General features: G+C 73.5%; 9 protein-coding genes. 6 read left to right on the top strand and 3 right to left on the bottom strand.

Features of this window, described 5'->3' with window-relative positions; translation table 11 throughout:
- The first annotated feature begins 115 nt into the window (after positions 1-115).
- Together ACZ55U_RS06350 and ACZ55U_RS06345 are read left to right on the top strand one after the other, a co-directional pair.
- Positions 116-781, top strand: a complete 666-nt coding sequence (locus ACZ55U_RS06350; protein WP_465523027.1) for an SACE_7040 family transcriptional regulator — start codon at positions 116-118, stop codon at positions 779-781.
- 436 nt (positions 782-1,217) lie between these two features.
- Positions 1,218-5,420: an ABC transporter transmembrane domain-containing protein gene (locus ACZ55U_RS06345; protein ID WP_465523025.1), complete on the top strand. Its 4,203-nt coding sequence runs from the start codon at positions 1,218-1,220 to the stop codon at positions 5,418-5,420.
- Positions 5,421-5,584: 164 nt separating this feature from the next.
- Here ACZ55U_RS06345 and ACZ55U_RS06340 read toward each other — a convergent pair whose 3' ends face one another.
- Positions 5,585-6,535 (bottom strand): ATP-grasp domain-containing protein, encoded by a 951-nt coding sequence (locus tag ACZ55U_RS06340; protein ID WP_465523023.1) that lies wholly within the window; start codon positions 6,533-6,535, stop codon positions 5,585-5,587.
- A 123-nt stretch (positions 6,536-6,658) separates the two neighbouring features.
- Between ACZ55U_RS06340 and ACZ55U_RS06335 the strand changes: the two genes are divergently transcribed.
- Positions 6,659-7,192 carry an NUDIX hydrolase gene (locus ACZ55U_RS06335; RefSeq protein WP_465523021.1) on the top strand — a complete coding sequence of 178 codons (534 nt, stop codon included), beginning with the start codon at positions 6,659-6,661 and terminating at the stop codon, positions 7,190-7,192.
- A 112-nt stretch (positions 7,193-7,304) separates the two neighbouring features.
- On the opposite strand, the gene ACZ55U_RS06330 is transcribed toward ACZ55U_RS06335, so the two are convergent.
- Positions 7,305-8,450, bottom strand: a complete 1,146-nt coding sequence (locus ACZ55U_RS06330; RefSeq protein ID WP_465523019.1) for a hypothetical protein — start codon at positions 8,448-8,450, stop codon at positions 7,305-7,307.
- Positions 8,451-8,763: 313 nt separating this feature from the next.
- The gene (locus tag ACZ55U_RS06325; protein WP_465523017.1) at positions 8,764-9,888 is read right to left on the bottom strand and encodes an ABC transporter substrate-binding protein; all 1,125 of its coding nucleotides are present in this window, start codon (positions 9,886-9,888) and stop codon (positions 8,764-8,766) included.
- A gap of 318 nt (positions 9,889-10,206) precedes the next feature.
- Here ACZ55U_RS06325 and ACZ55U_RS06320 point away from each other — a divergent pair, with 318 nt between their 5' ends.
- The 3 genes from ACZ55U_RS06320 to ACZ55U_RS06310 all read left to right on the top strand — a co-directional run bounded on the left by ACZ55U_RS06320 (position 10,207) and on the right by ACZ55U_RS06310 (position 13,722).
- Complete coding sequence (locus ACZ55U_RS06320) at positions 10,207-11,781, top strand: APC family permease (RefSeq protein ID WP_465523329.1); 1,575 nt, start codon at positions 10,207-10,209, stop codon at positions 11,779-11,781.
- Between the two features lie 250 nt (positions 11,782-12,031).
- On the top strand, positions 12,032-12,988 hold the full coding sequence (locus ACZ55U_RS06315) for a S66 peptidase family protein (RefSeq protein ID WP_465523015.1): 957 nt from the start codon (positions 12,032-12,034) through the stop codon (positions 12,986-12,988).
- Between the two features lie 59 nt (positions 12,989-13,047).
- Positions 13,048-13,722 (top strand): nucleoside/nucleotide kinase family protein, encoded by a 675-nt coding sequence (locus ACZ55U_RS06310; RefSeq protein WP_465523013.1) that lies wholly within the window; start codon positions 13,048-13,050, stop codon positions 13,720-13,722.
- The last annotated feature ends 270 nt before the right edge of the window (positions 13,723-13,992 follow it).

The raw sequence follows: 13,992 nt of genomic DNA, 5'->3' as shown, positions 1-13,992 counted from the left end.
CCTCGGCACCAGGTGGGCGGCCGGATGCGGTCCGCCCGTGATCTGCCACGTTAATTAACGTTAACTTACGAGCTCAGGTTAACGGTCGATAACCCGACTGTCTACGATGGGCGGCATGCCGAACGTCCCCGCAGCCTCCGCACTCCCGCGCCGTGACCAGATCCGCCGGGAGGCCGCCAGGCTGTTCGCCGCCCGGGGCTTCCTCGGCGTGGGTGTGGACGAGATCGGCAAGGCCGTCGGGATCAGCGGCCCGGGGCTCTACCGCCACTTCGCCGGCAAGGACGCGATGCTCGCCGATCTGTTGATCGGCATCAGCGAGCGCCTGCTGGAGGAGGGGCGCCGCCGGGCGGCCGGTGGCGACGGCCCGGCTGCCACGCTGGACGCGCTGATCAGTGGCCACGTCGACTTCGCCCTGGACGACCGGGACCTGATCACCCTGCACGACCGGGAGCTGCTGAACCTCAAGGAGGAGGACCGGCGCACCGTCCGCCGGCTCCAGCGCGGCTACGTCGAGCTGTGGGTCGACGTGGTCCGGCAGGCCTATCCACCACTGGCCGAGCCCGCTGCCGAGCCGGTGGCGCGGGCCACCGTGCACGCCGTCTTCGGCCTGATCAACTCGACTCCGCACAGCCTCGGCCCGAACCCCGACCAGGGTGAGCGCTCCGCCCTCCAGCGCGACGGCATGGCCGCCCTGCTCCACGCCCTCGCCCACGGCGCCTTCGCGGCGGCCTCGCGCTCGGCCGCCGCCCCCGGTGGCGATTCGGTGGCGACGGAGGCCTGAGATCGGCCCCCGGCCGCCGCTCACCCCCGGCGGTGGTCGGCCCCAAGGGCCCAAGGCCCCAAGGGCCCAAGGCCCCAAGGGCCCAAGGGCCCAAGGGCCCAAAGGCCCGAGAGCCGAGGGCGCGGCGCCTGCGGAGCACCCCGGCGTCGCCCTCCCCAGCCCGGGTGCGGGCCAGGGCGACAGGGCGGACGGGTCTTAGGCCAAAAGGACGGCCCCTCCCCACCCCTGGCCGCTGGGCGACCGCAGTGCCGTCGGCGACCCTGGAAGCGGTCGGGTGAGAGCCGGCCGCGCGAGTGCCCGCGGGAATCACCGCAGGCCGCAGGCTGTTGGCCAGTCCACCGGACCGGACGATCCGGGCTGCCCCCGTCCGACCCGAACCCACCCGGGCCGGAAACATCGTGGCGGCCACCCGACGAAATGGTTAGCATCCCTAAATATGCCCGAGACTCACGGATCCACGGTGGAGCAATCCCCGAGCGGCCCCCCGGCCCCCGGCCCGACCCCGGAGGTCCCCGTCGGCAGCCCGCAGCCCGGGGCCGACCGCGCCGTTGCACCGGCTGCCGCCCCCTCGCAGCCCGCTTCCCCCGCGCGGCCTGCCGCCCCCGCTCCGGCCGCTTCCCCCGCGCAGCCCGCCTCCGCCGCGTCGGCCGGTTCCTCCGCGCCCCCCACCGACCGAGCGGAGGCGCCCGGCTGGCTGCGCCGCCTGGTCGGCTACAGCTGGCGGTCCCGCCGCAGCCTGCTGCTGGCCTTCGGCGCCTCGCTCCTCGGCATGGCCGTCACCGCGCTGGTGCCGCTGGTCACCAAGCTGATCATCGATGACGTCATCGTCGCCCGTACCCGATCGCTGGCCCCCTGGGCCGTGATGCTGCTGCTCGCGGCCCTCATGGTGTTCGGCTGCACCCAGGTCCGCCGCTACTTCGGCGGCCAGCTCGCGCTCGACGTCCAGCACGACATGCGCAGCGACCTGTTCCGCTCGCTCGGCCGGCTCGACGGCCACCGCCAGGACCAACTGGACACCGGCCAGGTGATCGGGCGCGCGACCTCCGACCTCCAACTGGTCAACGGCCTGCTCTCGATGCTGCCGATGATGACCGGCTACCTGCTGATGTTCGTCATGTCGCTGGCCGTGATGATCTGGCTGTCCCCGCCGCTCACCCTGATCGCCCTGGTCATGGCTCCTGCCCTGTGGTGGGTCTCGGTGCTCAGCCGCAAGCGGCTCTTCCCCTCCACCTGGGCCGCCCAGCAGGAGGCGGCCGCCGTGGCGGGCGTGGTGGACGGCGCGATCGGCGGCGTCCGCGTGGTCAAGGGCTTCGGCCAGGAGGCGCAGGAGCTCGACAAGCTGGAGGCGGCGTCCCGCAACCTCTTCGCCGCCCGGCTCCGGTCGATCCGGCTCAACGCCCGCTACAACCCGGCGATGCAGGCGATCCCGGCGCTCGCCCAGGTCGGCGTCCTCGCCTTCGGAGGCTGGCTGGCCGTCGACGGCCGGGTCACGCTCGGGACCTTCGTCGCCTTCTCCACCTACGTCGCCCAGATGACCGGCCCGGTCCGGATGATGACCATGGTCATCACCGTGGGCCAGCAGGCCCGGGCCGGCGTCGAGCGGGTCCTGCAACTGATCGACGAGTGCCCGCTGGTCCAGGAGCGCCCGGACGCCCTCACCCTGGACCTCGCTCACGGCGGCACCTCCGCCTCCGATGGCACCAACGCCGACCCGCGTACCAACGCCGACTCGCGCACCACCGTCGGCCCGCGCACCCCCGACGTCGCCCTGGAGTTCGACCAGGTCGAGTTCCGCTACGACCCCGAGCACCCCGCCCCGGTCCTCCACGGCCTCAGCCTGACGCTGGCCCCCGGCGAGACCCTCGCCCTGGTCGGCGCCTCCGGCTCCGGCAAGTCGACGGTGGCCCAGCTGGTGCCCCGCTTCTACGACCCCGCCGCCGGTGCCGTCCGCCTCTACGGCCACGACCTGCGCGACCTCACCCTGGACTCGGTCCGCGCGGCGGTCGGCATCGTCCCCGAGGAGAGCTTCCTCTTCTCCGAGTCGGTGCGCACCAACATCGCCTACGGCCGCCCGGACGCCACGGAGGAACAGGTGGTCGCCGCCGCCCGCGCCGCCCAGGCCGACGAGTTCGTCCGAGCACTGCCGGACGGGTACGACACCAAGGTCGGCGAGCAGGGCCTGACCCTCTCCGGCGGCCAGCGCCAGCGCATCGCGCTGGCCAGGGCGATCCTCACCGACCCCCGGATCCTGCTGCTGGACGACGCCACCTCCGCGGTGGACCCGCAGATCGAGGCGGAGATCCACGACGCGCTGCGCTCGGTGATGACCGGCCGCACCACGCTGCTGATCGCCCACCGGCGCTCGACCCTCCAGCTCGCCGACCGGATCGCCGTCCTGGACCATGGCCGGCTGCTGGACCTCGGAACGCACGAGGAACTCGAAGCCCGATGTCCCCAGTACCGGGCCTTGATCACCGACCCCGAGGCCGACCGCGCCACCCCGCCCCCGGCCCTCGAAGAGTCCGACGAGAAGACCTCCGGAAAGTCCCCGGAGCAGCCCCCCGGCCCCGGCCACACCGGCAACCGCCCCGCCGCGCCGACGCCGCTCCCCACCGACGCCGCGCCGACGCCGCTCCCCACCGACGCCGCGCCGACGCCGCTCCCCACCGACGCCGCGCCGACGCCGCTCCCCACCGACGCGGTCCTCCCGACCGACGCGGCCCCCGTCCCCGTCCCCGCCCTCCCCGCCCTCCCCACCCCGGCCCTGGTCAAGGCCGCCCGCACCGCCGACCCCGACCTGCTGGCCAGGGTCGCCGCGCTCCCGCCGGCCGACGACGCCCCGGGCGTCCCCCGGGCCGAGGCCGAGGCCGGCGACCCCGACTTCACCCTGCGCCGCCTGCTGCGCCCCTTCCGCGTCCCGCTGCTCATCGCCCTGCTGCTGGTCGCCCTGGACGCGGCGGCCGGACTGGTGCTGCCGGTGCTGATCCGGCACGGCATCGACGAGGGCGTCCGCAAGGGCCTGATGTCCGGCGTCGCGGTGGCCGCACTCATCGCGCTCGTCGTGGTCCTGCTCGACTGGGCCGTGCAGGCCCAGGAGAACCGGGTCAGCGGCCGTACCGGCGAGCGCGTCCTCTACACGCTCCGGCTCAAGATCTTCGCGCACCTCAACCGGCTCGGCCTGGACTACTACGAGCGCGAGCTGACCGGCCGGATCATGACCCGGATGACCACCGACCTGGACTCGCTGACCTCCTTCCTCCAGACCGGCATGGTCACCGCGGTGGTCAGCCTGCTGACCTTCGCCGGGATCTTCGCCGCCCTGCTGGTCATCGACGCCGGCCTCGCCCTGGTGGTCTTCGCCGTGCTGCCGCTGCTGGTGATCGCGACCCTGGTGTTCCGCAAGAAGTCCAAGGACCAGTACGAGCGCTCCCGCGACCTGATCAGCGCCGTCAACGCCGACCTCCAGGAGAACGTGGCCGGCATGCGGATCGTCCAGGCGTTCCGCCGCCTGGACACCAACACCGACCGCTTCGTGGCCCGCGGCATCGCGTACCGCGAGGCCCGGGTCCGCGCCCAGCTCTACATCTCGCTCTACTTCCCGTTCGTCCAGTTCCTCTCCAGCGTGGCCGCCGCGCTGGTGCTGATCGTCGGCGCCGCCAGGGTCGACGCCGGGACGCTGACGGTCGGCGCGCTGGTCGCGTACCTGCTCTACATCGACCTGTTCTTCGCGCCCGTCAACCAGCTGTCCCAGGTGTTCGACGGCTACCAGCAGGCCTCGGTGGGCCTCGGCCGCATCCGCGAGCTGCTGCGCACCCCGACCACCACCGCCGAGGCGGCCGACCCGGTCCGGGTGCCAGGGCGGCTGCGCGGCGAGATCTCCTTCGAGGGGGTCGGCTTCGCCTACAACGGCGGCGAGGGCGGCGCCCCGACCGTGCTGAGCGGTGTGGACCTGCACATCCCGGCCGGGCAGACGGTGGCGCTGGTCGGCGAGACCGGTGCCGGCAAGTCGACGCTGGTGAAGCTGGTCGCCCGGTTCTACGACGCCACGGAGGGCACCGTCCGGGTGGACGGGGTGGACCTCACCCGTTACGACCTGGCGCAGTACCGCCACCGTCTGGGCGTGGTGCCGCAGGAGGCGTACCTGTTCGCGGGCACGGTCCGCGAGGCGATCGCGTACGGACGGCCGGAGGCCTCGGCGGCCGAGGTGGAGGCCGCGGCCCGGGCGGTCGGCGCCCACGACATGATCGTCCGTCTGCCGGGCGGCTACGACCACGAGGTGGCCGGACGCGGGCGCAACCTCTCGGCCGGTCAGCGCCAGCTGATCGCGCTGGCCCGGGCCGAGCTGGTCGCCCCGGACATCCTGCTGCTCGACGAGGCCACCGCGGCCCTCGACCTGGCCACCGAAGCGGCGGTCAACCAGGCCGCGGACCGGCTCAGCGGCGGCCGGACCACCCTGGTCATCGCCCACCGGCTGACCACCGCCGAACGGGCCGACCGGGTGGTCGTGCTGGACCACGGCCGGGTGGTCGAGGACGGTACCCACACCGAACTGCTGGCCCGGGGCGGCACCTACGCCCGGCTCTGGCGCGCGTTCATCGCGGACGGCCATCCGGCGGTCGAGGCCGTCGGCGCCGGGTAGGCCGGTCCGCCGGGACCCCTCCGCCGGGACCCCTCCGCCGGGACCCCTCCGCCGGGACCCCTCCGCCGGGACCCGTGGGCCCGCAAGCCGAGCTGCGGGCCCGCGGGCCGTCTGGCGGGCCGTCGCCAACGGATCTCCTCGGCGGCCCCGTCGTCCGGGCCCGGTCAGGCGGCGAGCAGCGAGGCCAGCAGTCCCGAGGCGTCGATCCCGCGCGGCAGGTCGCTCACCTGCCCGTCCCCGACCTCGACCACGCGCCAGCCGGAGCCGTCCGCCCGGCTGGCGAGGTCGGTGGTGACGAAGCGGCAGCCGAGCCTGCGGACCAGCGCCCGGACGTCGGTGAGGTCGGGCTCGACGGCCAGGTGCGGGGCGTCGGGGTGCGGACCGACCAGGACGGGACGGCCGTCCAGCCACCACACCCGGGCCTCCACGGCGCGCCCGCCCGTGCTGGCCACCCCGTTCCGACCGGCCGCACCACCCCCACCGTTCCCGCCGTCCGCTTCGGTGGGCGCTCCCTCGAACTCCTCGTACCGCCGCAGCACCACGCCGCCCGTCAGGAACTCTCCCTGGAGTTCGACGAACCGCTCCACCACCCGGCCGACGGCGGCCAGGTCCGCCAACTCCGGCACGTAGCAGGCCTCGTGCCACTCGTGCTTGCGCGACTTCACGTAGTCCTTGACGATCGCCGGGCCGTGGCCGCCGAGCCGGGCCGCCGCCTCGGCCAGCTCCGCCGGTCCGGGTGCCACCGGCCCGTCGGACGGGATCCACGCACTGGCCGGAGTCGCGCCCTCGAACACGTCGTACCAGCCGGGCAGTTCATGGGCCGCCGCGTAACCGGGCGCGCTGGTCAGCAGGCCGCCGCCGCGGGCGGTGATCGCGGCGGCGAAGCCGGCGTACCGGGCGGAGGGCAGCATCCAGCCCCGGTACCAGAGCGGGCCGCTGTCCTGCGGCACCCGCCGGACCCCCTCCTCGGCCCGCCCGGCGAGCAGCGCGTCGTGGTCGACCAGGTGGTGCCCGCCGCCCGACTCCCGCAGCACCCGGGCCTCCCAGGCGAAGTGCGGATCGGGCCGGCGCGGGTCGAGCGGATCGGCGGGGAAGATGATCGCGGGTACGGGCATGGGCGTCAGGGTACGGCCGGGGGAGGGACCGCGCGCCCGCCACGACGGACCGGCCGGCTCAAGCACCCGACCGGAGTGGCGAATCCCCTCGACGCCCCGGGCGGCCGCTGCGAGAGTGAGCCGATGCGAAATCTGCTGCGACCGCGCACACGCAAGCCGAGGCAGGCCGCCCGCACGGTGGTGCTGGACGGGAACGGCTCGGTCTTCCTTCTCCGCTCGGACAACGACGAGGTCGGCGTGCACTGGACCGCGCCGGGCGGCGGACTGGAGCGGGGCGAGACCCCCTGGGACGGCGCCCGCCGCGAACTGTGGGAGGAGACCGGCTGGCGCGACCTCGAACCCGGCCCGTTGCTCTGCACCTGGGAGCACGACTTCACCTGGCACGGCACCCCGGTCCGCCAGCACGAGCACATCTACCTCTGCGACGGGCCGCACCGCGGCCCGGTCGGCGACGTCAGCCGGGCGCACGCCGTCGACCGGATCCTCGACTGGCGCTGGTGGACCCCCGCCGACCTCGCCGACGAGAACGCCGACGCGCTCTGGCCTCCCGTGCTGCCGGAGCTGCTGGACGCGGTCCGCGAGGGCTGGGCCGTGGACGGGCGGCCGCCGGTGCCCGTCGACCTCGGGTACGTCCCGAACGCTCCGGCCGCACGGTAGGGCGTGTCGTTCCCGCCGCCCGGATCCTTGCTCCCGCCGCCCGGGCCCGTCGCTCGTTCCCGTCGCTCGTCCCCGCCGCCCGTTCTCGCCGCGGAACGGCCCGGCGGAGGGGTTACGGGCGCGTGCCGCGCCGGGTCCGCGTGGCCGGGCCGGACTGCCAACCGTGCAGTTCCAACTCCCGGTCGTGCAGCGCGCCGGGGTTCATCAGCACCGTCAGCTGGGCGTCGGCCAGTTGCTCGAAGCCGAGCCCGGTCGCGGCGAGCAGCAGCTCGGTCGACACCGAGACGGCGATGGCGGGCCGCCAGGAGGGCAGCACCACCAGGCAGGTACCACGGCCGACCCGGATCGGTGTGGCCGCCACCCGGACCGGCGCCCGCTCCTCCGGCCGTCCGAGCGGCTCCGCAGGCCCGAGGCTGCCGCTGATCAGGATGCCGAGCGGCGGTTCGGTCCGTGAAGCCCCGGCGTCGGGGCCTGCGGCACCGGGATTGACGGCGTCGGGCGCCGCGACGTGGGCCGCTCCGGCGTCGGACGCCACGGCACCGGGCGCGGGGCCGGTGGTGACGGAGCCGCTCCCGGACGAGGCCGTCCGCGTCACCGCCGCTCCCACCGCACCGCCGAGTTCACCCGCCCCCGCCGCACCGGTGGGTGCCGCCGCCCCGGCGGCGGCACCCGGCAGACCCGTCCCGGTCGGGCCGGTCGCGGTCAGGCCGGTCGCGGCCGTCTCCCGTGCGGTCGCCCCCTGCCCGGACTGGGCGGCCTGGGGGTGCATCCGGCGCAGCCGCCGCGAGGGCGACGGCCGCCGGTACCCGAGGGGTCGCAGCTCTTCGCGCGCCGAGCGCTGCGCCGGCACGGAGTCGATCTCCGACGCCGAGACGGTGGCCCGGAACAGGAGGAACCCGTTCTCGTCCCGTCCGATGGCGGGGCCGGTCGCCTCGGCAGCGTGGCCGGAGGAGGGCGCGGCAGGCGTGCCCGGAGCGCGCTCGGCCGCCGCGTCCAGGTCGAGCCGGGCCCGTACCTCCGCGTCGTGCCGGCTGCGGGGCTGCGGCACCGAGTCGAAGCGCGCGGCGCCGCCCTGGCGGACCGTTCCGTCCGGGGCGCCGGTCGCCGCCGCACCGGGCTCGACGGCGGTGGCGATCGAGCACATCGAGACGGTTGCGGCGGCCCGGCCCGGCACGGCGGGCGGGGGCGAGGATCCGGCGCTCTCCCCGGGCTGGCCGGGCAGGGACGGATCGGTTGCGGCGGGGTGGAGCGAGGTCATCGGCGGGCCCTTCGAGGAACGGTTCCGATGATCCTCCCGCACCACGCGACCAGCTCCAAGCGTCGAGCCCCGATGGTGTACGCGTTTCCATGGCCATCCCGTCGCGATCCGCCCGCGACGCCGTCACGGGGATGCCGCGACGCCGCCACGGGGACGCCGCAGCACCGCCACGGGGATGTCGCGGTGCCGCCGTGGGATCGCCCAACACGGCTTCGGGTGAACACCGTTGCCGTCCGAGCGGAGCGGCGCCCGCATTCCGCGTCAGTCCGTCCCCGGCCCGTCCCCGGCCCGCCCCCCGACCCGCCGATTCGGCTCAACTCCCGGGCGCGACGAAACCCTTGAGGTCCGCAAGCACCGCGTTCGCTGCCATGACACCGAGCCCGAGGAACCAAGTCTCGTCCGAAACCGGTCGGGCCTGACCGGACTTGACCGCACCGAGCGTCTTCCAGAGCGCGCCGCCGAGCACCGCGTCCTGGTTGGTCGAGCTGGGACTGCCGTACACGCCGTAGAAGATCCAGTCGGCGTCGGCCTTGTCGATCTGCTCCGGGCTGACCTCGACCGCGAGCTCCTTCACCCGCTCGATCTCGGGCTGCGGCAGCGGCACGTCGGTGAGGATGGTGCCGATGAAGGAGAGCTCCGCGTAGAGCCGGGTGCGTCCGGGCATGAAGCGCAGCGGCGTGATGGTGGGCCGCCTGTCGCCGAGCTTCGCACCGATCGCGGCGGCGGCGGCCTGGTACGCGTCGAGCTGTGACCGGGCCTCGGCCTCCAGGCCGAAGGCGCTCGCGTTGAGCAGGAAGTTCTGCTTCCAGGGGTAGCCGGGCCGCAGCGAGAAGACGGTCGGCGCGATCTTGGACAGCTGGGCGTACTGCTCCTGGGCCCGCAGCTGGCTGCCGAGGATCAGGTCCGGCTTGAGCGCGGCGATCGCCTCCAGGTTGAGGCTGTTGATGGTGCCGACGGCGGCGGGGCTGCCGGCCTTGTCCTTGAGGTAGGACGGCAGGGACTTGGAAGCGTCGGCGTACACCACGCCGACGGGCTGGATGCCGAGGGCGACGACGTTGTCGAGCTCACCGGTGTCCAGCACCACGACCCGGGTGGGCTTGGCCGGGAGGACGGTCTCGCCCATCGCGTGCCTGACGGTGCGCGGGTAGACGCCGGCGGCGGCGTCGGTGCCGAAGCCCTTCATCTTCTCGATCACGCCGGCGTAGTCGTCGCCGCCCTGCTTGACCGACTTCTGGTTCGGGGAGGAGCCGCCACCGGCCGGAGCGGAGGCGCCGGAGCCGCCCGGTTCGCCCGATCCACCGGATCCACCCGAGCCGCCGCAGGCGGTGAGCAGTCCGCCGAGGCCGAGCACCGCGCCGCCGGCGATCCCCGCCGTGAGGAACCGGCGGCGGCCGGGCGTGCGGGGGGTGAGGGCCGGGTCGCCGGAGGTGGGGGACACGCGAGGCTCCTTCGAATCGAGATTAGGTTAGGCAAACCTATCTGAACGCGAGGCTGGGTGTCGTCCGGCTCGCGCGACGGGGCAAACCGTGTCAAACCTTGGCAAAAAGGTGAAATTTTCTTGGCTCAACTCCTTTGAAACAAAGGTACATGGGTTAACGGGCCGTTAATTCGCCACCTCGGGCCAGCCCTCCGGGAACGAATCGAAGCACGTGGTTTAGATCACCAAGAGTTGGTCTACTCAACCTTCCGTGCCCGCATCTAGGGTGCGCTGGTGTTTGATCAGCAGCTCTCAGAGCACACGAGCAGCGGCCGGGCAATGGCGCCCGGCGCTCCGCAGGGTGCCCCGGTCAGTGGCATCAGTGGTGGAGTCCCCGTCGACCAGGGGACCGCTGGGGGAGCGGGGGACAAGGGTCTACGGGGCGGTTCCGTGGGCCTGCTGAGCAGCGTGGTGCTGGGCGTCTCGACGGTCGCCCCGGTCTACTGCCTGACCGCGACGCTCGGCCCGACGGTGACCGCGGTCGGCGTTCAGATGCCCGCGGTGTTCCTGGCGGGCTTCCTGCCCATGCTGCTCGTCGCGTTCGCGTACAAGGAGCTGAACAAGGACTTCCCGGACTGCGGGACGTCCTTCACCTGGGGCGTCCGGGCCTTCGGCCCCCGGGTCGGCTGGATGGCCGGCTGGGGTCTGACGGTGGCGACCATCATCGTGCTCTCCAACCTGGCCGGGGTCGCGACCGACTTCCTGTACCTGATGCTCGGGGAGATGACCGGCAGCGGCTGGGTCACCGAACTCGACCAGAACAAGGCGGTCCACCTGCTCACCGTGGTGCTGCTGATCGCCGGCGCCACCGCGATGAGCTACCGGGGGATGACCGCCACCAAGTGGTTCCAGTACAGCCTGGTCGGCCTCCAGCTGGCCGTGCTGGTGCTCTTCTCCGCCATCGCCATCGGCAAGGCCGCCGCCGGCGACCTGCCCGACTCGATCGGCTTCTCGTTCTCCTGGCTCAACCCGCTCCAGGTCAGCTCGTTCAGCGCTTTCACCGCCGGACTGTCGCTGTCGATCTTCATGTACTGGGGCTGGGACACCTGCCTGACCATGAACGAGGAGACGACGGGCAGCGCCAAGACCCCCGGTCGCGCCGCGATGATCTCCATGGTCACCCTGGTCGGCTCGTACCTGCTGGTGGCGATCGCCTCCCAGATGTTCGCGGGCGTCGGCAGCACCGGCAACGGCCTCGGCAACCCGGCCACCGCCGACAACGTGTTCGCCGCGCTGGCCCGCCCGGTGCTCGGCTCGCCGTGGAGCATCCTGCTCTTCCTGGCCGTCGTCGCCAGTGCCGCCGCCAGCCTGCAGACCACCTTCATCCCGGTGGCCCGCACCCTGCTCGCGATGAGCGCCTACCGCGCCGTGCCGCCGCGCTTCGGCGCCGTCCATCCGCGCTTCCGCACCCCCGGCTACGCCACCGTCGCGGCGGGCATCGCCACCGCGGTCTTCTACGTGGGCATGAGCCTGATCAGTGAGAACGTCGTCCAGGACACCATCCTGGCGCTCGGTCTGATGATCTGCTTCTACTACGCACTGACCGCCTTCGCCTGCGTCTGGTACTTCCGCCGCTCGCTGCGCACCGGTGCGCGCGACCTGCTGCTCAAGGGCGTGGCCCCGCTCCTCGGCGGCGTGCTGCTCAGCGCGGTCTTCCTCCAGACCCTCACCGACGCCTGGGCCCCCGACTACGGCAGCGGTTCGGTCTTCGGCATCGGCTCGGTCTTCGTGATCGGCGTCGGCATCCTGCTGCTCGGCGCCGGGCTGATGACCTGGTACGGCTTCATCCGGCCGGAGTTCTTCCGCGGCGAGACGCTGCACAAGGACACCCCGGCGCTGATCGTGGAGGACTGACGCCACGACCGTCCCGGCAGGGCCGTCCGTCTCCGGACGGCCCTGCCGCGTTCTCCCCGCTCCCCGAAGGGCGGACCCTCGCCGGGGCCGGGCGACGACGCACGCGGTGGCCCGAAGAGCCCCCACCACCGGACACCGGCCGGGAGCGGGAGATTCGCCGTCCGCCACGGGGCATATCGTCACCGGGTGGCCGCGACCACGGCGCGGCCACCCGCACCCCCGCTCCCGCGCCCGAAAGGCGGCCCGGTCCATGGACCAGCACCCGACCACACCCGGCCAGGGGCTTACCCGCCCTCCGCACCTCCTGCCCGGCGACCACATCGTCGTCGTCGCCCCCAGCGGCCCCGTCGACGCCGAACGCCTCGCCGCCGGCTGTGCGATCCTCCGCTCCTGGGGGTTGCGCGTCACCGTCGCTCCGCACGTCCTCGACACCCACCCCGTCCTCGGCTACCTGGCCGGCACCGACGCCGACCGCGCGGCCGACCTCCAGTCCGCGTGGCTCGACCCCGGCGTCGACGCCGTCATCTGCGCCCGCGGCGGATACGGCGTGCACCGCATGGCCGACCTGCTGGACTGGACCGCGATGCGCGCCGCCAGGCCCAAGCCCTTCATCGGCTTCAGCGATGTCAGCTCCCTGCACGAGGCCTTCGCCCGGCACCTCGGCCTCGCCACCCTGTACGGACCGCTGGCCGCGGGGGCCTCCTTCTGCTCCGACGCCCCGACCGCCGAACACCTGCGCCGCACCCTCTTCGACCCCGCCGCCACCACCGTGCTCACCTCGCCGACCGCCGCCCCGCTCGTGCCCGGCCGAGCCCGGGGCGTCACGGCGGGCGGCTGCCTCCACGTCCTCACCGCCGAGCGCGGCACGCCCGCCGCCCGAACCTCGTACGAGGGCGGCATTCTGCTGATCGAGGACGTGAACGAACACCCGTACCAGCTCGACCGGCTGCTCACCCAGCTCCTGCGCTCCGGCGCCCTCGACGGCGTGGCGGGTGTGGCCCTCGGCTCCTGGGAGGGCTGCGGACAGCCCGAGCAGGTCCGGGACGTGATGCTCGACCGGCTCGGCGGACTCGGCGTCCCCGTGCTCTGGGAACTGGGCTTCGGCCACTGCCCCTCCACCCTCACGGTCCCGCTCGGTGTCCCGGCCCTGCTCGACGCCGACGCCGGCACCCTCACCCTGGACCTGCCCGCCCTCGCCGACCGCTGAGCCGATCCGGCGCAACGGACGCCCCACCGGGCATGGTGCGTGCTGAGTAAGGTGCGGCCATGAACGAGGACCGCCTCACCGCCCTTGCCCTCGGCTTCCTCCGCGGCCCGGGCAGCAACGCCCGCACGATCCTCGGACTTGCCGGCCCGCCCGGCGCCGGCAAGTCCACCCTGGCCCGCCACCTGGTCGCCGAGGTCGAGCGCGTCGAGGGCCCCGGCACCGCCGCCTACGTCCCGCTCGACGGCTTCCACCTCTCGGGCACCCAGCTCGACCGGCTCGGCCTGACCCACCGCAAGGGAGCCCCGGCCACCTTCGACGCCCACGGCTACGTCGCCCTGCTGCGCCGCATCGCCGGCGACCGCTTCCAGGACATCTACGTGCCGGACTTCGACCGCACCCTGGACGAACCGGTCGCCGCACGCCACGTGGTCCGCCCCCACACCCGACTCGTCATCACCGAGGGCAACTACCTCGCCTCCGACGACGCCCCCTGGCCGGATGCCCGCCGAGTCCTGCACGAACTCTGGTACGTGCACACCGACGACGCCGTCCGCGAGGAGCGCCTGCTCCGGCGGCACCGCGACGGCGGCCGCGACGAGGCCACCGCCCGCCACTGGGTCACCGGCAACGACCACCCCAACGGCGAATACGTGAAGCCCGGCCGAGCCCTGTGCACCCGGACCGTCCCCGGGACGGGTTTGCTTCCGACCCCGGACGGGGGTAGTGTTTTCTAGTCGCTCGGCAGGGAGCACCGGACACGCATCGGCGCGGACGGTCCCGGGGCGGCCAATCCTCTGAAACACCACTTCCGGTTCGTGCCGGTCGTTTCGCTTTTCCGCGTCACGACTCGGTGCTTATTCGGCGTGTTCGTTTTATCGGATTGCGGCCGGATTCGCTTTTCGGAGCGGGGATCGGCTAGAGTTTGAAACGTCGGACAGGGCGTCAAGCCCCGGAAGACACCGGCGAGTTGGATGAACGAAGCCCCGGAAACGGAGCGGAAAACA

It is taken from the genome of Kitasatospora sp. NPDC034533 (genome assembly GCF_055575155.1).
This window is presented reverse-complemented; position numbering and strand designations above follow the sequence as displayed.